The following is a 19,592-nucleotide window of genomic DNA, read 5'->3' as shown; positions in this document are numbered from 1 at the left end:
CAGCAATGCGCAGCGCTGCCGACCGCTAATTCCAATTCCCTATTCCCGATTCACCATTCCCGGCTGGCGCCAGCCAGCCCAAATCAGACCGGAAACACACCGTAATGCCGCGCGGCCAGCCGCAACTGCTGCCCGGGCTGAAAGCTGCCCGCCGATGCCGGCAGCTCCACCTCCACCTCATTGCCTGCCGGCTCCAGCGTTGCACGCAGGCGCAGACGCGCCCCGCTACGCTGCGACCAGGCCACCGTGGCCGGCCAGCCAGCGTCGTCCGGCACCAGATCTTCCGGCCGCACGTAAACCTCGACCGGGCCGGCCGCCAGCGCGGCATTGGCTGCCGGCAAGGCATGCCCGGCAACCTGGATCTGGCCTTGCGCCAGCACGCCGGGAATACGGTTCACCGCCCCCACGAACGAATACACGAACGGCGAAGCCGGCTTGTCGTAGATCATCGCCGGCGTGTCGAGCTGCTCGATGCGGCCACGGTTGAGGATCGCCACCCGGTCGGCCAGCTCCAGCGCTTCTTCCTGGTCATGGGTGACGAACACCGTGGTCAGGCCGGTCCGCTCGTGCAGTTCGCGCAGCCAGCGGCGCAGATCGCGGCGCACCTGCGCATCCAGCGCACCGAACGGCTCGTCCAGCAACAGTACGCGCGGCTCGATCGCCAATGCACGCGCCAAGGCCACACGCTGCCGCTGGCCGCCGGACAGCTGGGTGGGATAGCGCTGCTCCAGGCCCTGCAACTGCACCAGCGCCAGCAGCTCCTCCACCCGTGCGCGGATACGCGCTTCGGCCCAGCGCTCGTTGCCGCGTCGCACCCGCAGGCCGAACGCGATGTTCTCGAACACGTCCATATGCTTGAACAGCGCGTAGTGCTGGAACACGAAGCCGACCCGGCGCGACTGCACGCTCATGCGGGTGGCGTCTTCGTCGCCGAACAGCACCTGCCCGCCATCGGCATGCTCCAGCCCGGCCATGATCCGCAGCAAGGTGGTCTTGCCCGAACCGGACGGCCCCAGCAAGGCCAGCAACTCGCCCTGACGCACGTCCAGGGTGATGTCGTCCAGCGCGGTGAACGTATCGAACTGCTTGCGCAGGCGGTGGATGCGGATGCCCATGTTCACCTCAATGTCGGTGGTTGGCGGCGAGCGAATCGCCGTGCCGCCATTCCAGGTACGTCTTCAGCGCCAGCGTCAGCAGCGCGGTCAGTGCCAGCAACGAGGCACACGCGAACGCGGCGCTGTAGGCGTATTCGTTGTAGAGAATTTCCACATGCAGGGGCAGCGTGTTGGTACGCCCGCGGATATGCCCGGACACCACCGACACCGCGCCAAATTCGCCCATCGCACGCGCTGCGCACAGCAACACGCCGTACAGCAGGCCCCAGCGGATGTTCGGCAGGGTCACCCGCCAGAACATCTGCCAGCCGTTCGCGCCCAGGCTCAAGGCGGCCAGTTCTTCATCGCTGCCCTGCTGCTCCATCAGCGGCATCAGCTCGCGCGCGATGAAAGGAAAGGTGACGAAGGTCGTCGCCAGCACGATGCCGGGCAACGCAAACACGATGCGCGGCAACTGGATCAGCAACTCGCCAAAAAACGGCAACTGCAGTCGCCAGCCTTCGTCGATCAACGGCCACGCCCAGCCGCTGCGGCCGAAAATGAGTACGAAGATCAGGCCCGCCACCACCGGCGACACCGAGAACGGCAGGTCGATCAGGCTGATCAGCAAGCGCTTGCCGGGGAATTGGTGCTTGCTGACCGCCCACGCCGCCGCCACGCCGAACACCAGGTTCAGCGGCAGCACGACGGCAGTGACGATCAGGGTCAGCTTGATCGCCGACAACGCATCCGGGTCGACGATCGCGCGCAGGAAGGTCCCCCAGCCGCCGCGCAGCGCCTCGGCAAACACCAGCACCAGCGGCAGCAGCAGGAACGCCAGCAGGAACAGCAGCGCCCCCGCAATCATCAACCACTGCACCCAACGCGGCTCGTTGGTGGCCGAGTCGGTGATGCGGCGGGCCTGTTCGGTCATCTGGCGGGTGTGCAACATGGCAGGCAGCGGCGAAACAGCATCGTTCATGCAGTCCTCCGTTGATAGCGCAGCAGGCGTGCCTGCAGCGTATTGACCACCAGCAGGATCACGAACGACAGCAGCAGCATCGCCGCGGCAATCGCGGTGGCGCCGGCATAGTCGAATTCCTCCAGCCGGATGGTGATCAGCAGCGGCGCGATCTCGGTCGAATTGGGCAGGTTGCCGGCAATGAAGATCACCGAGCCGTACTCACCCACACCACGCGCGAAGGCCAGCGCAAACCCGGTCAGGACTGCCGGCCAGAGCCCAGGCAGCACCACCCGCCACACTGTCTGCCAGCGCGATGCGCCCAGCGTGGCCGCGGCCGCTTCCAGCTCGCGCTCGCTCTCGGCCAGCACCGGCTGCACCACCCGTACCACGAACGGCAACCCGACGAACACCAGCGCCAGCACGATGCCCAACTGCGTGTAGGCCACCTTGATGCCGATCGCCTCCAGCCAGCGCCCGACCCAGCCGTTGCCGCCGTACAACGCGGTCAGCGCGATGCCGGCCACCGCGGTCGGCAATGCGAACGGCAGGTCGATCACCGCATCGAACAGGCGCTTGCCTGGAAAGTTGTAGCGCACGAACACCCAGGCCACCCAGGTGCCCATCACCGCATTGAAGGCGCCGGCCGCGAACGCGGTGCCGAAGCTCACCCGCAGCGCCGACAGCACGCGCGGCTCGCTCCACACCCGCCACAGGCCGTCCCAACCCAACCCGCTGGTTTTGATGAAGATGCCCAGCAGCGGGATCAGCACGATCAATCCCAGCCAGGTCAGCGTGATTCCAAGACTCAAGCCCAGCCCCGGCATCACGCGTCTGCGCGGTGACGGCGCTGGGTGGGGTGCAACCGACATCGGCATCGCCTACTTTTTTGCCTGGATCTGATCGAACACGCCACCGTCGGCGAAGTGTTCCTGCTGCGCCTTGTCCCACGACCCGAACGCGTCCTGGATGGTCACCAGCTTGATGTCCGGGAACCGTGCCAGGTCGGCAGGGTCGGCAAATTCCGGATGGCGCGGCCGATAGAAATGCTTGGCTGCCAACTTCTGACCTTCCGGCGCATACAGGTAACGCAGATAGGCCTCGGCCACCTCGCGGGTGCCATGCTTGTCGACATTCTTGTCGACCAGCGCCACCGACGGCTCGGCCAGGATCGACAGCTTGGGCACCACGATCTCGAACTTGTCCTTGCCCAATTCTTCGCGCGCCAGCAGCGCCTCATTTTCCCAGGCCAGCAGCACATCGCCGATGCCACGCTGCACGAACGTGGTGGTGGCGCCGCGCGCACCGGTGTCGAGCACCGGCACGTTGCGGAACAGCGCCTGCATGTAGCGCAAGATGCGCTCGCGGTCGCCCTTGAAGATATGGTCGGCGTAGGCCCAGGCGGCCAGGTAATTCCAGCGCGCGCCACCGGAGGTCTTGGGGTTGGGCGTCACCACCGCCACGCCGGAGCGCAGCAGGTCCGGCCAATCGTGGATGTTCTTCGGGTTACCCTTGCGCACCAGGAACACGATCGTCGAGGTGTACGGCGCGCTGTTGTCGGGCAGGCGCTTTTCCCAGTCGCTGTCAATCAGCTTGGCCTTCTCGGCGATCGCATCGACGTCGTAGGCCAGCGCCAGCGTGACCACATCGGCCTCGATGCCGTCGATCACCGCCCTTGCCTGTTTGCCGGAGCCGCCATGCGAGGTCTCCACCGTGACGGTGTCCTGCGGATGCTGCTGCTTCCAGTTCGCGGCGAAGGCGCTGTTGTAGTCGCGATAGAACTCGCGGGTGGGGTCGTAACTGACATTGAGCAGGCCGATATCGCGCGCGCCTGCCGGGCCGGCCAGGACCAGCAGGCTGCACAACACGGTCGCCATAAGACGGAAGCGGGGGTGGGTCACAGCAATCTCCAAACCGTTGGGGCGCAGCTGAACAGCAAGCATGCCATGCTGCGCAGCGGCACGCAGGCGGTGAAATGACATCAAGGCCGCACCTTATGCCGATTTTGCATGACGTAGTGGTATGCCACCGTGATCGTTAAAATCATGCGTCTCTTGCCACTGCGACCGCCATGACCAACGCTCCCGCTGCGCTGACTGCCCATTACGCCGCCGAACTGGAAACCATCCAGTCCCAGGGCCTGTTCAAGTCCGAGCGCATCATCACCGGCCCGCAGTCGGCGCGGATCACCCTGGCCGATGGCCGCAGCGTGCTCAACTTCTGCGCCAACAACTATCTGGGCCTGGCCGACCACCCGGACATCATCCAGGCCGCCAAGGACGCGCTGGATACGCACGGCTTCGGCATGGCCTCGGTGCGCTTCATCTGTGGCACCCAGGACCTGCACAAGCAGCTCGAGCGCACCATCGCCGATTTCTTCGGCACCGAGGACACCATCCTCTACGCCGCCTGTTTCGATGCCAACGGCGGCCTGTTCGAACCGCTGCTCGGCGAAGCGGACGCGATCATTTCCGATGCGCTCAACCACGCCTCCATCATCGACGGCGTGCGCCTGTGCAAGGCCAAGCGCTTCCGCTACGCCAACTGCGACATGGCCGATCTGGAAGCGCAGCTGCAGGCCGCCGATGCGGCCGGCTGCAAGACCAAGCTGATCACCAGCGACGGCGTGTTCTCGATGGACGGCTTCATCGCCCCGCTGGACGAGATCACCGCCCTCGCCCGCAAATACAACGCGCTGGTGCATATCGACGAATGCCATGCCACCGGCTTTCTCGGCGCCAGCGGCCGCGGCTCGGCCGAGGTCAAGGGCGTGCTGGACCGGATCGACATCATCACCGGCACGCTGGGCAAGGCGATGGGCGGCGCCCTGGGCGGCTTCACCACCGCCAAGCGCGAAGTCATCGAACTGCTGCGCCAGCGCTCGCGCCCATACCTGTTTTCCAACTCGCTGCCGCCGCATGTAGTGGCTGCCGGCATCAAGGCCTTCCAGATGCTGGAAGCCGCCGGCGAGCTGCGCACGCAACTGGTCGACAACACCCGCTACTTCCGCGAGCGCATGACCGCTGCCGGCTTCGACCTCAAGCCCGGCGTGCACCCGATCAGCCCGGTAATGCTCTACGACGCACCGCTGGCGCAAAAATTCGCCGAGCGGCTGCTGGAAGAAGGCATCTACGCGATCGGCTTCTTCTTCCCGGTAGTGCCCAAGGGCCAGGCGCGTATCCGCACCCAGATCAGCGCCGCGCACACCCGCGAGCAGCTGGATCAGGCGATCGACGCGTTCATCAAGATCGGCCGCGAACTGGACGTCATCCAGCACTGATGCGCTCGGTGCTGCGCCAACGGCTGCTGCTCGCGGCGCAGACCGATACCCAGGCGCAGCTGTTGGATGGCAACTGGGAAACCCGTTGCCTGCATTGCCGTCGGCGCCTGCAACTGCGTGCCGATGGCGAACCGCTCGGCCACACCACGCTGGAACACGTGGTCCCGCAGGCCTGGTTCGGCCGTCGCGCGGCGGCGGCCCTGTGTGCGCTGGTCGGCGACGATGCCAATGCAGCGCGCAATCTCGCCCTGGCCTGTGCCGGCTGCAATCATGCCAAGGGCCGACGCCACGATGCCAACGGTGCCGGCGACGCCCGCGCCGTCGAGGTGGTGAGCGCCTTGCTCAGCGCGCGTCTGGCGCGCTGGCGGGAGCCGCCGTCAGCGCACTGACTTCCGCTGGGCTGAGCATCCGCCACGCACCCTTGCCCAGCTCGCCCATCGCCAGCGAGCCGATCGCCACCCGCACCAGCCGCAGCACGCCGATCTCCACCGCGCCCAGCAAGCGGCGAATCTGCCGATTGCGGCCTTCGTCCAGCACGATCTCCAGCCACGCATTGCGCTCGCCTTCGCGCAGCACGCCGACCCGCTTGGCGCGCAGCAGTACGCCCTCGCCGTCCGGATCGGGATCGACCACGCCGGCCTGCAGTTGCGCCAGTTGCGCAGCGCTCGGGCGGCAATCAATCTGCACGTGATAGGTCTTGTCCGGCCCGGTCATCGGGTCGGTCACCGTGGCGGCCCATTGCGGATCGTTGCTGAAGAGCAGCAGGCCTTCGCTGGCCTTGTCCAGGCGCCCGACCGGGGCGATCCACGGCAAGCCGGCGCCATCGAAGCAACGATACACCGTGTCCCTGCCCTGCTCGTCGCGTGCGGTGGTGACCACGCCGCGCGGCTTGTTGAGCATCAGGTAGCACCGCGCCGGGCCGGCCAATGGCTGTCCGTCGACGCAGATGGTGGAGTGCTGATCAGCGCGGATCGGATATTCGGGATCGCGTATTACGCGCGCGGCCACGCTGACCCGCCCGTCGGCGACCCAGCGCGCCGCTTCGGTACGCGAACACACGCCCAGTTTGGACAGCACGCGCGCCAGCCCGTGGCGTGGCGCGCTGGTCGCCGTGGTCGTACCGGAGGCGCGCGATGCGCCCGCCGGACCACGCGTGCGCTGCCGGGACGTCGCCGGCGCAGGCCGCCGGGTCATGCCGTCCCGACCGCGCTGCTTACTTGTTTTCGACCGACTTGGCGTCGGCCGCAGGCGTTGCGGTTGCGGCAGCAGCCGGAGCCGGCGCAGCCACCGGGCGTGCCTTGACCACGCGCACGCCGCGCGCCTTCATCCAGGCATCGAATTCTTCGGCGGTCATGCGCTTGCCGTTCTGGCTCATGTCAAAGCGCCACGGCGTGTTGTCGAACGCGGTGGTGGCCTTGTAGGCGGCCGGATCGTTCGGATTGACGGTGCCGCCGGGCGGAATGACCTTGGCCAGATCCTGGCAGCCTTCCACGCGCAGACGCAGCAGCACGCGGTCCACCGACTGCTCGGTGGTGTAAGGCTGTGCCAGCACGCCGGTGGGCATGCCCAGCTGCACGCTACGGGTGTAGAACTCGGCGGCCGCCGGCGCGATGACGGTGGCGGGCAACGGCAGCGGCTGGGACACCGTGCTGCCGGCGCAGTTCGGAGCGGCGTAGGCGGCGGGAATCAAGGCGAGACAGAGCAATCCAGCCGTAGCGGTACGCAGCATCGGGTTCTTCCAATTATGAGTGTGGTGTTGACGCGGCGAGTGTAGGCAGCGATGAACGCCGTTTCAACCGGAAACGTGCCTGGATGGCAACGCAGACAGGATTTGCACCGTCCAGGCGCAGGTTTTGCGGTCCCCACAAAGACAAAACCCGGCGCAAGGCCGGGTTTTGTATGCAACAGCTAGCGGTCCAATTAGTTCTGGACGTTCAGCTCGGTACGACGGTTCTTCGCACGGCCTTCCGGATTGTCGGAACCATCCGGGTTGGTGTTCGGAGCAATCGGACGGCTCTCGCCGTAGCCGATCGGACCAACCAGACGCGACGCATCGACGCCGTTCTTGGTCAGGTAGTCGTACACGGTGGTCGCACGACGCTCGGACAGCTTCTGGTTGTACTCGTCGGTACCCTTCGAGTCGGTGTGACCAGCAACCTCAACCTTCAGGTCGGGGTAACGCTTCAGGATCTCGGTCGCTTCGCTCAGGATCGAGACGGCGTCCGGACGCAGGGTCGACTTGTTGAAGTCGAAGTTCACGCCCTTCAGATCGATCGACACAGGCACCGGGCAACCGTCCGGACCGATGGTCTGGCCAGGCTGCGAGGCCGGGCACTTGTCGTCGCAGTTGTTGACGCCGTCACCGTCGTCATCCAGGTCTGCGCAGCTCGGAGCAACCGGAGCCGGAGCCGGCGGCGGAGCGGTCGACGGAGCCGGTCCCAACGGGATCACGACGCCGACCGAAGCCAGCACGTCGCCGAACCAGTCTTCCTGCGGAGCAGCAACGCTCTGGTCGTTGAAGTCAGCGCGGTAGGCCAACTCGGCACGCACGGCGACGCGCTTGTCGAAGGTGGTCTGCAGACCGACACCAGCCTTGGCGGCAAAGTTGCCGTCCTTCTGCTGGCCCGGCGAAACCGGGTTCGGGGTCGCGTCGAATTCTTCTTCCGAACGCTGGTAGCCCAGACCGAACAGCAGGTAGGGGTTCCAGCCGCGGCCTTCCTGGATGAAGTGGCGACGCAGGTCGAACGAGATGCCGTACTGGCTCCAGTTCTGATCCTGGTTGGCATCGAAGTTCGGGTTCTGATAGTTCAGCTCGCCGTCGATCGACCAGTTCGGGCTGACGAACTTGCCCAGACCCAGGGTGACGAACGGGGCATCATTGGTCAGACGATCGCTGTCCTGGAAGTTGAAGCCAGCGCTACCGGTCAGGTACCAACGGTCATCGAACTCCTGCGCGGAAGCAGCCTGGGCAACCGCCAGACCGCCGAGCAACGCGGCAGTGAGAATTTTCTTGTTCATGTGTATACAGCTCCTTCTTTGGGAGATAAAACCGATAGAGGCGTTGTTCTTGGTAAAGATGCTCGTCACATCCAGAGCCATCGGGGCGCAGATTAAGCCGGCTTCAGTGAAGATCGCGTTAACGGTCATATAACATGTGAAAGCAATCACCAGGGCCGGCGATCCCTTTCAATACTACGTATACAGTTTCATGAAGGGAAGGACCGCGCACTCAGTTTGCACATCCGACCTGCATGAACCGCAGCCCAATTAAGCCAGTTGAATACGCTGGCGGATCCACCTTTCCGGCGGGCTGCACGGTGATGCGAAAACCACATTGGTGAACGCCAGGCCCCGTCCGAGCTGAATTGTGGGGTCGGTGGTTGCGGCGCGACAGCTTCACAACGCACCCTGAACTCCCCACATGGAGCGACCCGATGAAAGCTGTCGTCATCACCCGTCATCTTCCGATCGACGATCCCGCCGCACTGCTTGACATGGAACTTCCGGCCCCGTCGGCCCCTTCGGGGTATGACTTATTGGTCCGCGTCGAGGCGATCTCGGTCAATCCGGTCGACACCAAGGTGCGTGCACCCAAGCCACAGACGCTGGATGCGCCGAAGATCCTGGGCTACGACGCGGCTGGCGTCGTCGAAGCGGTAGGCCCCGAGGTCACCGCGTTCGCGGTCGGCGACGAGGTGTATTACGCGGGCGACATCGGCCGTCCGGGCAGCAATGCGCAATATCAGCTGGTCGATGCGCGCATCGCCGGCTGCAAGCCCACCTCACTCAGCTTCGCCCAGGCCGCGGCCCTGCCGCTGACCACGTTGACCGCCTGGGAGCTGCTGTTCCAGCGCATGCCGTTCTCTTTCGACGGCGCGCGCAATCGCGGCAAGCACGTGTTGATCATCGGTGGCGCGGGCGGCGTGGGCTCGATCGCGATCCAGCTGGCGCGGCATGCCGGTTTCAGCGTGATCGCCACCGCCTCGCGGCCGGAAACCATCGAATGGGTGCGGCAGATGGGCGCCCAGCATGTGATCGACCATCACCAGCCGCTGCAGCCGCAGTTGCAGGCCTTGGGAATGCAGAGCGTGGACGCCGCGCTCAACCTGGCCGACACCGACCGCTACTGGGAGCAACTGGGCGAGATCCTGGCACCGCAGGGGCATGTGGGCTTGATCGTGGAGCCGCGCGGCCCGCTGTCGATCGGCGATCCCTACAAAGCCAAATGCATCGGCATCCACTGGGAGCTGATGTTCACCCGTGCCCGCTACGCAACCGAGGACATGGTCGAGCAACACCGCATCCTCAACCGTGCCGCCAGCTTGATCGATGCGGGCGAATTGCGCACCACCCATACCGAAACGCTGTCGCCGATCAATGCGCAGCAATTGCGCGAGGCGCACCGACGGCTGGAAAGCGGCAGCACGATCGGCAAGCTGGTACTGGCGGGTTGGTGAGGTGATCGCCGTTACCGCTTGAGTCCGGCTTCCGCAGCGGGCACGGGCCGTTGGCTCGGAGAGGAAGAAGGCAGCACGGCCCCAGCGCGCGCACGTGACCCAGCGGCAAGGCGGGAGGGCACCCTGATCGTGCGGTCCGCCTCGCTGCTGGGGCGCAGGCCCGATCGCAGAGCCGTTTCCTGTAATGCGAGGCGATCTGTTCCGCGGCAGCGGCGCGGGCGGATCGGCCCCGCTCGACAGAGACTCGCCCCCGCGACCCGCGCGGCGCTGGAGCGCGGCCGCCCAGCTGACAGCACTGATCAAGAAGTCGGCAAGTGCGGCTCGAGTCTCAGCCAGCCAGCGGGCCAGCAGGGGCTTCTTCTTCGCGCCATTGGTTGCGCTTGGCAGACATGGGCGCCTCCACTGAGATACGGCCCGATGTGCAGGCCAACCGTACCGCCCTCCCCTCCAAAACCGCCGATTGCGCCGTACAGGCGGGTCAAGACTTGCCGCCAGGCCCGTTTGCCTGCATCGTGCGCACTCCGTACGCCAGCGTATCCACACCATGTCGCCCGCCACCGGCCCGTCCGTCTCGTCCTACCCGCACCTGTTCGCACCGCTCGATCTGGGCTTCACGAAATTGCGCAACCGCGTCCTGATGGGCTCGATGCACACCGGTCTGGAAGACCGGGCGCGCGATTTCCCCAAACTGGCCGCGTATTTCGCCGAGCGCGCTGCCGGCGGGGTCGGCTTGATCGTCACCGGCGGCTTTTCGCCGAACGTGGTGGGCTGGCTCAAGCCGTTCGGCGGCAAGCTGTCGTGGCCGTGGGAGGTGCGCCCGCATCGTCAGGTCACCCGGGCGGTGCATGCGCACGGCGCCAAGATCTGCCTGCAGCTGCTGCATGCCGGGCGCTACGCCTATCACCCCCTGTCGGTGGCACCGTCCAGGCTCAAGGCGCCGATCAACCCGTTCACCCCACGCGCGCTATCGGCACGTGCGGTGGATCGTCAGGTCGCCGCTTACGCGCGTGCGGCGCGGCTGGCGCGCGACGCCGGCTACGACGGCGTGGAGGTGATGGGATCGGAAGGCTATCTGATCAACGAATTCACCGCTGCGCGCACCAACCAGCGCAACGATGCCTGGGGTGGCGATGCGACCAAGCGCATGCGCTTTGCGGTGGAGATCGTGCGACGCATCCGCGAGGCGTGCGGGCCAGACTTCATCATCATCTACCGGCTGTCGCTGGTGGACCTGGTCGAAGGCGGCAACCAGTGGCAGGACATCCTGACGCAGGCGCAGGCGATCGAAGCGGCGGGCGCGACCATCATCAATTCCGGTATCGGCTGGCACGAGGCACGCATCCCGACCATCGCCACCTCGGTACCGCGCGCCGCATTTGCCGGTGTGACCGCCAAGCTCAAGCCGCACCTGCGTATTCCGGTGGTGGCCACCAACCGCATCAACATGCCCGAAGTGGCCGAGCGCATCCTGGCCGACGGCGCCGCCGACATGGTGTCGCTGGCGCGCCCGCTGCTGGCCGACCCGCAGTGGGCCAACAAGGCACGCACCGGCCAGTCGCACGCCATCAATACCTGCATCGCCTGCAATCAGGCCTGCCTGGATCATGTGTTCGACAACAAGCTGGCGAGCTGCCTGGTCAACCCGCGCGCAGCGCACGAAACCGAACTGATCTACGCACCGACCCCCAACCCCAGGCGCATTGCGGTGGTCGGTGCCGGCCCGGCCGGTCTGGCTTGCGCGACAGTCGCCGCCGAGCGCGGTCATCGCGTCACCTTGTTCGATGCGGGCGATGCAATTGGTGGGCAATTCAATGTCGCCAGGCGCATCCCGGGCAAGGAAGAATTCAACGAGACGCTGCGCTACTTCGGCCACCGCATCGATGCGACCGGGGTGCAGCTGCGCCTGAATACCCGGGTCGAAGCGGCAGACCTGAAAGACTTCGACGAGATTGTGCTGGCCACCGGCATCGAGCCGCGCAAGGTGGACTTCCCCGGCGCCGATCACCCGATGGTCGTGAGCTATCTGGACGTGGTGCTGGGCCGCCATGTCGCTGCCGACAAGGTCGCGATCATCGGGGCCGGCGGGATTGGCTTCGATGTCGGCGAATTTCTCGTGCACACGGGGCCATCGCCGTCGCTGGACCCTGCACGCTGGATGGCCGAATGGGGCGTGGACCCCAGCTTCGAAACGGCTGGGGCATTGGCCAGGCCGCAACCCGCGCGCCCGGCCCGCCAGGTCTGGCTGCTGCAGCGCAGCCCCGGCAGACCCGGCGCGCGCCTGGGCAAGACCACCGGCTGGATCCACCGCGCCACACTCAAGGCCAAGGGCGTCAAGATGCTGGGCGGCGTGGAATATCTGGGCGTGAACGACGCCGGGCTGCGGATCCGCGTGGACGGCGCCGAACAAGTGCTCGATGTCGGCACGGTGGTGGTCTGCGCCGGGCAGGAGCCGCGCCGCGACCTGCTGGCTGCGCTGCAGGCCAACGGGCAGCAACCGCATCTGATCGGCGGTGCGGATGTCGCCGCCGAACTGGACGCCAAGCGTGCGATCGATCAGGCCTGCCGACTGGCGGCGAAGTTGTAACACGCGTTGCCGCAATGCGCTGAACGCCACAGCAGCCTGAGCGCGACACCCGCACCAACCTCTTTGCGAGCGTCATGGAGCGGGGCTGGCGCAACGTCAACGCCGGTGGTGGCGGTGATGAAGCGATGACCGGTTCACCCATGAGATGCCGGCGCCGGAATCCATATGCGCCGGATCGATGCAGGCGCTGACGCTGCCATCGACCTGGCGCCCAACCCCGTGAGCGCCGCTGATCGGTGCAGCGCAGTCCATTCTTTTTCCTGCAGCGCGGCGATAAACCGGGATGCCCGCGATGCCGACTACATCGCTGCATCGCATCCACATCCCGCCGATGTCCGCCTGATCAGCGTATCGCTGCTCAGCCTGCCCTTCCGCGCCGCTCATGCAGTCGGCGACGTCGCACAGAACACCTTGATGGGATTGGGCCACTGGTCCTGGCGTGGCACGCGCGGCGTCAGTGCGCTGCGTCCGATCGGCAGCGGGCTGTCCGCGCTCTTGGTCAGCGCCGCGATCGGCCTGGTTCTGAAGGCGGCACGCCTGCCGCCGCGTCGACTGCGTTGATGGGTAGTCGCTTTGGTCAGCAGTATTGCCGTGCTGTCGGCATGGTGGTTACGCAATGCATTGCAGCCTTACGCGCATACGGCTGCCACGACTGCATCGCCACTAGCTGCGCTGAAGTGGCGGCGCGATCAGTTGCTGCCCTTGGCGGTCATCGCAGCACTGGCCCTGGCATTGCTGACGCTCACCAAATTGGCACCGTATCCGGCGCAGTTGCGTACCGGCTCGTCTGCTCGTCTGCATGTCTGCATGTCTGCATGTCTGCATGAGATTGTTTCGCACCATGTTGAACTTGATGCGTGTGATTCAACACGCCTGATGCGTTCGAACATGTGCACTGCGAATAGCAACAGCGTTAGCAAGCGCGCACTGCGATTGCCGCATGGCCAACGCCGCTGTGCCACCGATACCGTCGAAGGAATCGTGATCGATGATTTTGACGATCTCGGCTGCATATCGTCGCAGCCACTACAAGCCATCTAAAATTCCGCTGACGCATTTGTGCACGATGGATATGCAAGCCTGGCGCGCGACTTGGTGCTGCGATGCGAGGGCCAATACCGTCGTGGCGCTTCGTGTTCACTCGCCACCATCAACGCGCATCGAGCACTTCGGACGCCTCCTGTAGTGATTACAACACCGCGTTCTACGATGCACATGCGAGCGCTCGATGCATGATCCGGACAGCATCAAGCACCATGCACTGAAAGCTCCTTTATGCACCCCGCGTTCGCATCTCGACACAGCCCCGCTGCAGTAGAAAGCGGCGATACGCAAGCACATCCCTCAGTGACGATGACGTGTAGCGCAGACTGCAGATGGCATTGCATGCGTAGCCTAAGTGCAACGCATTGCACGTCTCGAGCCATTGCGCAGGCGCAACAGCGCACGCGCACCGTATCGAGATCCGTTGCGGCATCCGCTGTCGCCAGCGCGATGCGACGCACACGACGGATGCGTCGCGCTGGTGTCATCGAACCAAGCCGCAGACGCAGCAAGCAATCACACCCGTCAACCCCGCCTATTCAGCCGCGATTCTGTGATCGACGCCTACCTTGCGCCAACTTTTTGACCCGCCGCATTTGGCGGGCACCTCCGGTAGATCTTCTTTCGCCGGAGACCTGGCGACCCGTGGCAGGTCGCCTCCCCATGACGCCAAGCCCTCTGTACTGGTGCATCCACCTTGGATGCTCTGCGGATCGGCCCATACGGAGCAAGGAGTTATATGAAACTGGTTTGGATACTTTGGCTGTCGCAGTTGTTGCCGCAGCCGGCTGCAGATTCGTTGTGCTTGAGCACTACCGTGTACCTGGAAGCGCGTGATCAGACCTTGCGCGGCCAGCAAGCCGTCGCCGAAGTTGCGTTGCGTCGGCTGGACAGCGGCTTGTGGGGCGACTCGATGTGTCAGGTGGTCACTGCACGCAAGCAGTTCGCGCCCACCATCGTGGCTCCGGGAACGCAGCTGAAAAACGACGATGCCTGGAACAAGGCGCTGGATGTGGCACTGGCTGCAGAGCGCAACTGGGCGCTGCCGGTGGGGCAACGCAAGGAAATCGTGCCGGGCGCCAGTCACTTTGCCGCAAGCGCGATCGCAAGCCCGAGCTGGCGTAATGCCTACCAGGTGGCCACCATCGGCGACCACACGTTCTATCGCGTACAGAAGCTGCGCCCGCGCACCGCATCCTGACGCTGCCCACGCACTCACGCGTTGCCGCTAAGCTTGCGTCTTCGTTCTTGTGCGGAAATTCTCATGAAGCTGTACACCAAGCCGGGCGCATGTTCGCTGGCAGATCACATCGTGCTGCGCTGGTCGGGGCTGCCCTTTGATCTGCAGGTGGTTGACGCCGCCACGATGAAGTCCCCCGAATATCTGCGCCTCAACCCGGCCGGTGCTGTGCCGCTGTTGGTCGTCGACGACTGGGCACTGACCCAGAACGCCGCCATCCTCAACTACATCGCCGACATCGCGCCGCTCACCGGTCTGTCCGGCGATGGCAGCGCGCGCAGCCGTGCAGAGATCAATCGCTGGATCGCCTTCGCCAATGCGGATGTGCATCCGGCCTTCAAGCCGATCTTCGGCAGCACCGCCTATCTGCAGGACGACGCGCTGATCGCGCGCAGCCATGACGACGCACGCAGCAAGCTGCGCAGCTTGTACGAACGTGTCGACACGCATCTGCAGGGACGCAACTGGCTGGCAGGCGACACCCACACCGGCGCCGATGCGTATCTGTTCGTGACGCTGCGATGGGCGCAGAAGGTGGGCGTGGACCTCAGTGGCCTGAGCGCGGTAGATGCATTCGTGCAGCGCATGCTGGACGATGCCGATGTGCAGGCCGCATTGCAGGCCGAAGGCCTGGCCTGAGCCGGGGCATCGCACAAGCGCCACATAAAAAAACGCCGGGCATTGCCCGGCGTTTTCGTTACAACAGCAAGGCGAGAAACTCAGCCCAGCAGATGCGACACGCCGCTGCGCTCTTCTTCCAGCTCGGCCAGGGTCTTGTCGATGTACTTCTGGCTGAAGTCGTCGATCGGAAGATCCTTGACCAGGGTGTACTCGCCGTTGGCGGTGGTCACCGGGAAGCCGAAGATCACGCCTTCCGGAATGCCGTAGGAGCCGTCGGACGGCACGCCCATCGTCACCCACTTGCCGTTGCTGCCCAGCACCCAGTCACGCACGTGATCGATGGCGGCATTGGCGGCCGACGCAGCCGAGGACAGGCCGCGCGCTTCGATGATCGCCGCGCCGCGCTTGCCCACGGTCGGGATGAAGGTGGACGCGTTCCATTCCTGGTCGTTGATCGCATCGCCGATGGACGCACCATCGGCGGTGGCGAAACGGTAGTCCGGGTACATGGTCGGGCTGTGGTTGCCCCAGACCACCAGCTTCTCGATGCCGCCGACCGGCTTGCCGAGCTTCTGCGACAGCTGGCTGAGCGCACGGTTGTGGTCCAGACGCAGCATGGCGGTGAAATTCTTCGGGTTCAGATCCGGCGCCGACTTCATCGCGATGTAGGCATTGGTGTTAGCCGGGTTACCGACCACCAGCACCTTGACGTCACGCTTGGCGACCTTGTTCAACGCCGCGCCCTGCGCGGTGAAGATCTTGGCGTTTTCCAGCAGCAGGTCCTTGCGCTCCATGCCCGGGCCGCGCGGACGCGCACCGACCAGCAGGGCGACGTCGATGTCCTTGAACGCCACTTCGGCGTCGTCGGTGCCGACCACGCCGGCCAGCAGCGGGAATGCGCAATCTTCCAGCTCCATGATCACGCCCTTGAGCGCGGCCTGGGCCTTTTCATTGGACAGTTCCAGCAATTGCAGGATCACCGGCTGATCCTTGCCCAGCATTTCGCCGGAGGCGATGCGGAACAGCAGGGCATAGCCGATCTGGCCGGCAGCGCCGGTCACGGCAACACGAACAGGTGCTTTCATGGGGAGTTTCCTCTGCTAAAAAACATGGGTGGAGGTGCACGCTGGCGTGGCGCAGGGCCTGGCGGCGCGCAGTGACAGACGAACGGCCGCACCGGGCGGCCGTTCGGGGGAAAGACATCAGGCGGCGAGGATCTTGTTCCACTCCGCGACACGGTCGGCCTTGGCGGCCAACACGGCGTCGGTATCGCCTTCGATCGTCACCTTGTTGATTACATCGCCCTGGGCGACGGCATCGACCACGTCCAGGCCCTGGGTGACCTTGCCGAACACGGTGTGCTTGCCGTCCAGCCACGGGGTGGCAGTGTGGGTGATGAAGAACTGGCTGCCGTTGGTGTTGGGGCCGGCATTGGCCATGGACAGCACGCCGCGCTCGTGGCCGACGCCGTTGTTGGCTTCATCCTCGAAACGGTAGCCCGGGCCGCCGCGGCCGGAGCCTTCCGGGCAGCCGCCCTGGATCATGAAGTCGGCGATGACGCGGTGGAAGCTCAGGCCATCGTAGAAGCCGCGCTGGACCAGGTTGACGAAGTTGGCAACGGTCAGCGGGGCCTTGTCGGCGAACAGCTCGACCACGATCGGGCCGCGAGTGGTGTCGAAATGGGCAATCAGGGACATGGAAATCCTTGCAGGTTTCAGGGTGTATGACAGCCCATTAGAATACACCCGGCCGTGCAGGCGGCCGTGCAGGTTGGACCATCGTCGGGGTGTCCGGGCTAGCTGAATGGGCGTTTTGGACCGCTCAGCGGCCGAACGCAACGGTGCGGCAACGAAACCGCTATAATGTCGGGCTTACCTCATCTCAAGACTGGCGCCAGACAGGGGCCCTTTCCGCATGTCTATCGAAAAACTCCGCAATATCGCCATCGTCGCGCACGTTGACCATGGCAAGACCACCCTCGTCGACTGCCTGCTGAAGCAGTCCGGCACCCTGTCCGAACGCACCGTGCTGGCTGAGCGCGTGATGGACAGCAACGATCAGGAAAAGGAGCGTGGCATCACGATCCTGGCCAAGAACACGGCCATCACCTGGAACGGCAACCGCATCAACATCGTCGACACCCCGGGACACGCCGACTTCGGTGGCGAAGTCGAGCGCGTGCTGTCGATGGTGGACTCGGTGCTGATCCTGGTCGATGCGATGGACGGCCCGATGCCGCAGACCCGCTTCGTCACCCAGAAGGCGTTCGCGATGGGCTTCAAGCCGATCGTGGTGGTCAACAAGATCGACCGTCCCGGCGCACGCCCGGACTGGGTCATCGACCAGGTGTTTGACCTGTTCGACAAGCTCGGCGCAACCGACGAGCAGCTGGACTTCCCGATCGTCTACACCTCCGCCCTGAACGGCTACGCCAGCCTGGATTCGAGCGTGCGCGACGGCGACATGACCCCGCTGTACGAAGCGATCATGCAGCATGTGTCGGCACCGGACGTGGATCCGGACGGCCCGTTCCAGATGCGCATCAGCCAGCTGGACTACAACAACTTCGTCGGCGTGATCGGCATCGGCCGCATCCAGCGCGGCGTGCTGAAGAAGAACATGCCGGTCAGCGTGATCGACCGCGAAGGCAAGAAGCGCCAGGGCAAGGTGCTGCAGGTGCTGGGCTTCCTCGGCCTGGAGCGCATCGAGCAGGACACCGCCGAGGCCGGCGACATCGTCGCCATCTCCGGCGTGGCCGAGCTGACCATTTCCGACACCGTGTGTGCGCTCGACGCACCGGAAGCGCTGCCGGCGCTGACCGTGGACGAGCCCACCATCTCGATGACCTTCCAGGTCAACAACTCGCCGTTCGCCGGCAACAAGGACCTGTCCGGTGGCAAGTTCCTGACCAGCCGCCAGCTGCGCGACCGTCTGGACCGCGAGAAGGTGCACAACGTGGCACTGAAGGTCGAGGAAGGCTCCGACGCCGACAAGTTCCTGGTCTCCGGCCGTGGCGAACTGCACCTGTCGGTGCTGATCGAGAACATGCGTCGTGAAGGCTACGAGCTGGCCGTGTCGCGCCCGGAAGTCATCATCAAGGAAATCGACGGCAAGCAGATGGAGCCGATCGAACAGCTGGTGGTGGACATCGAAGAACAGCACCAGGGCGGCGTGATGGAAAAGCTGGGCACCCGCAAGGGCCAGCTGAAGAACATGGAGCCGGACGGCAAGGGCCGCGTGCGCCTGGATTACATGATCCCGGCGCGTGGCCTGATCGGCTTCCAGAACGAGTTCCGCACCCTGACCCAGGGCTCGGGCCTGCTGTTCCACGTGTTTGACCATTACGGTCCGAAGGAACAGGGCGCGATCGCCAAGCGCCAGAACGGCGTGATGATTGCCAACGCAGCGGGCGCCACCCCGGCCTATGCACTGGGGCCGTTGGAAGAGCGTGGCCGTCTGTTCGCTGCCGAAGGCGACAACGTGTATGAAGGTCAGCTGGTCGGTATCCACTCCAAGGACAACGACCTGACCGTCAACGCGATCAAGACCAAGCCGCTGACCAACATGCGCGCCTCGGGCAAGGACGATGCGATCAAGCTGACCCCGGCGATCAAGTACACGCTGGAGCAGGCACTGGATTTCATCGAGGACGACGAGCTGGTCGAAGTCACCCCGAAGGAAATCCGCCTGCGCAAGAAGTTCCTCACCGAAAGCGACCGCAAGCGCGCTGGCCGTTCCGGCTAAACACGGGACGTCCATCTTCGTGAGCAACACGCCCTACAGCCCGGATCCGCGCGCGCATCCGGGGCTGCATGTGATCGCCTTGCTAGAGGCGGTCAAGGGGACGCTTGCGCTGTTGGCGGCGACGGGCCTGGAAATTCTGGGCCCGCTCCCGCTGCAGAACGCGGTCGGCACACTGATCCGCCGCTTCAACCTGGATCCCGACCACGGCGCACTGCCGTCGTTGCTCAAGACCATCAGTCCCGACGCCGTCCATCTGGCCGCTGCCGCAATGCTGGCCTATGGCCTGTTGCACGTGGTGGAAGCATGGGGTCTGTGGCGTGCCAAGGCCTGGGCGTCGCTGCTGGGCTGCCTGTCGGCGGCCATCTACCTGCCTTTCGATATCTACGCCATCGTCCGCCATCCCGGCTGGACCGCCTGGGGCGTACTGGCGATCAATCTGATCGTGGTCGGCGTGCTGGCACGCGATCTGATCAAACGCCGGCGCCGCTGAGGCCCCCTGCCCGTCTGCGGGCATGTCATACACATTGTCACCCCGCCGCAGCGCCGTTAGCCTGCGAACAGTCCCCG

The 19,592-nt window shown here is 65.0% G+C and carries 19 protein-coding genes; 10 read left to right on the top strand and 9 right to left on the bottom strand.

What is annotated here, in order from left to right:
* Positions 1–83: 83 nt before the first annotated feature.
* Genes DGN21_RS04930 through DGN21_RS04915 form a run of 4 tightly spaced genes read right to left on the bottom strand, consistent with a single transcriptional unit; the run spans position 84 to position 4,037 of the window.
* Positions 84–1,115, bottom strand: coding sequence for a sulfate/molybdate ABC transporter ATP-binding protein (locus tag DGN21_RS04930; RefSeq protein WP_016902217.1), 1,032 nt, complete (start codon positions 1,113–1,115; stop codon positions 84–86).
* A 7-nt stretch (positions 1,116–1,122) separates the two neighbouring features.
* On the bottom strand, positions 1,123–2,076 hold the full coding sequence (gene cysW / locus DGN21_RS04925; RefSeq protein ID WP_126965184.1) for a sulfate ABC transporter permease subunit CysW: 954 nt from the start codon (positions 2,074–2,076) through the stop codon (positions 1,123–1,125).
* The gene (gene cysT, locus DGN21_RS04920) at positions 2,073–2,933 is read right to left on the bottom strand and encodes a sulfate ABC transporter permease subunit CysT (protein ID WP_046345821.1); all 861 of its coding nucleotides are present in this window, start codon (positions 2,931–2,933) and stop codon (positions 2,073–2,075) included. Before cysT ends, cysW begins: the two co-directional genes overlap by 4 nt.
* 3 nt (positions 2,934–2,936) lie before the next feature.
* Positions 2,937–4,037, bottom strand: a complete 1,101-nt coding sequence (locus tag DGN21_RS04915) for a sulfate ABC transporter substrate-binding protein (protein WP_065031986.1) — start codon at positions 4,035–4,037, stop codon at positions 2,937–2,939.
* Positions 4,038–4,126: 89 nt separating this feature from the next.
* On the opposite strand from DGN21_RS04915, the gene kbl reads away from it, so the two are divergent.
* Together kbl and DGN21_RS04905 are read left to right on the top strand one after the other, a co-directional pair.
* Positions 4,127–5,335, top strand: coding sequence for a glycine C-acetyltransferase (gene kbl / locus DGN21_RS04910; protein WP_024938548.1), 1,209 nt, complete (start codon positions 4,127–4,129; stop codon positions 5,333–5,335).
* Complete coding sequence (locus tag DGN21_RS04905; RefSeq protein WP_024938549.1) at positions 5,335–5,724, top strand: hypothetical protein; 390 nt, start codon at positions 5,335–5,337, stop codon at positions 5,722–5,724. Before kbl ends, DGN21_RS04905 begins: the two co-directional genes overlap by 1 nt.
* Here the strand turns inward: DGN21_RS04905 and DGN21_RS04900 are convergent.
* The 3 genes from DGN21_RS04900 to DGN21_RS04890 form a co-directional block, all read right to left on the bottom strand.
* Positions 5,678–6,529, bottom strand: a complete 852-nt coding sequence (locus tag DGN21_RS04900; protein ID WP_126965186.1) for a pseudouridine synthase — start codon at positions 6,527–6,529, stop codon at positions 5,678–5,680. The genes DGN21_RS04905 and DGN21_RS04900 overlap by 47 nt on opposite strands.
* A gap of 19 nt (positions 6,530–6,548) precedes the next feature.
* Positions 6,549–7,064 (bottom strand): hypothetical protein, encoded by a 516-nt coding sequence (locus tag DGN21_RS04895; RefSeq protein ID WP_024938551.1) that lies wholly within the window; start codon positions 7,062–7,064, stop codon positions 6,549–6,551.
* A 191-nt stretch (positions 7,065–7,255) separates the two neighbouring features.
* Complete coding sequence (locus tag DGN21_RS04890; protein WP_024938552.1) at positions 7,256–8,353, bottom strand: OmpA family protein; 1,098 nt, start codon at positions 8,351–8,353, stop codon at positions 7,256–7,258.
* Positions 8,354–8,769: 416 nt separating this feature from the next.
* On the opposite strand from DGN21_RS04890, the gene DGN21_RS04885 reads away from it, so the two are divergent.
* The 6 genes from DGN21_RS04885 to DGN21_RS04860 all read left to right on the top strand — a co-directional run bounded on the left by DGN21_RS04885 (position 8,770) and on the right by DGN21_RS04860 (position 15,299).
* Entirely contained in the window at positions 8,770–9,792 is a 1,023-nt protein-coding gene (locus DGN21_RS04885) for a zinc-binding alcohol dehydrogenase family protein (RefSeq protein ID WP_026064741.1), read from the top strand.
* Positions 9,793–10,336: 544 nt separating this feature from the next.
* Entirely contained in the window at positions 10,337–12,376 is a 2,040-nt protein-coding gene (locus DGN21_RS04880) for an NADPH-dependent 2,4-dienoyl-CoA reductase (RefSeq protein WP_160954694.1), read from the top strand.
* 165 nt (positions 12,377–12,541) lie between these two features.
* Positions 12,542–12,937, top strand: a complete 396-nt coding sequence (locus DGN21_RS04875; RefSeq protein WP_160954695.1) for a hypothetical protein — start codon at positions 12,542–12,544, stop codon at positions 12,935–12,937.
* Positions 12,938–12,949: 12 nt separating this feature from the next.
* Positions 12,950–13,417, top strand: coding sequence for a hypothetical protein (locus tag DGN21_RS04870; protein WP_215825137.1), 468 nt, complete (start codon positions 12,950–12,952; stop codon positions 13,415–13,417).
* Between the two features lie 742 nt (positions 13,418–14,159).
* Positions 14,160–14,621, top strand: coding sequence for a cell wall hydrolase (locus DGN21_RS04865; protein ID WP_016905076.1), 462 nt, complete (start codon positions 14,160–14,162; stop codon positions 14,619–14,621).
* A 63-nt stretch (positions 14,622–14,684) separates the two neighbouring features.
* Positions 14,685–15,299: a glutathione binding-like protein gene (locus tag DGN21_RS04860; protein ID WP_160954696.1), complete on the top strand. Its 615-nt coding sequence runs from the start codon at positions 14,685–14,687 to the stop codon at positions 15,297–15,299.
* An 80-nt stretch (positions 15,300–15,379) separates the two neighbouring features.
* On the opposite strand, the gene DGN21_RS04855 is transcribed toward DGN21_RS04860, so the two are convergent.
* On the bottom strand, positions 15,380–16,366 hold the full coding sequence (locus DGN21_RS04855; protein WP_024938556.1) for a malate dehydrogenase: 987 nt from the start codon (positions 16,364–16,366) through the stop codon (positions 15,380–15,382).
* A 117-nt stretch (positions 16,367–16,483) separates the two neighbouring features.
* Positions 16,484–16,978: a peptidylprolyl isomerase gene (locus DGN21_RS04850; RefSeq protein WP_016904578.1), complete on the bottom strand. Its 495-nt coding sequence runs from the start codon at positions 16,976–16,978 to the stop codon at positions 16,484–16,486.
* Between the two features lie 217 nt (positions 16,979–17,195).
* Here DGN21_RS04850 and typA point away from each other — a divergent pair, with 217 nt between their 5' ends.
* The gene (gene typA, locus DGN21_RS04845; RefSeq protein ID WP_016904579.1) at positions 17,196–19,025 is read left to right on the top strand and encodes a translational GTPase TypA; all 1,830 of its coding nucleotides are present in this window, start codon (positions 17,196–17,198) and stop codon (positions 19,023–19,025) included.
* Between the two features lie 70 nt (positions 19,026–19,095).
* Positions 19,096–19,515 (top strand): DUF2127 domain-containing protein, encoded by a 420-nt coding sequence (locus DGN21_RS04840; protein ID WP_215825229.1) that lies wholly within the window; start codon positions 19,096–19,098, stop codon positions 19,513–19,515.
* Positions 19,516–19,592 lie beyond the last annotated feature (77 nt).

It is taken from the genome of Xanthomonas sp. MLO165 (assembly GCF_018831305.1).
GTDB classification, from domain to species: Bacteria; Pseudomonadota; Gammaproteobacteria; order Xanthomonadales; family Xanthomonadaceae; genus Xanthomonas; species Xanthomonas arboricola.
Note: the sequence above shows the minus strand (reverse complement) of the source record. Positions and strands in the feature narration are given on the sequence as shown.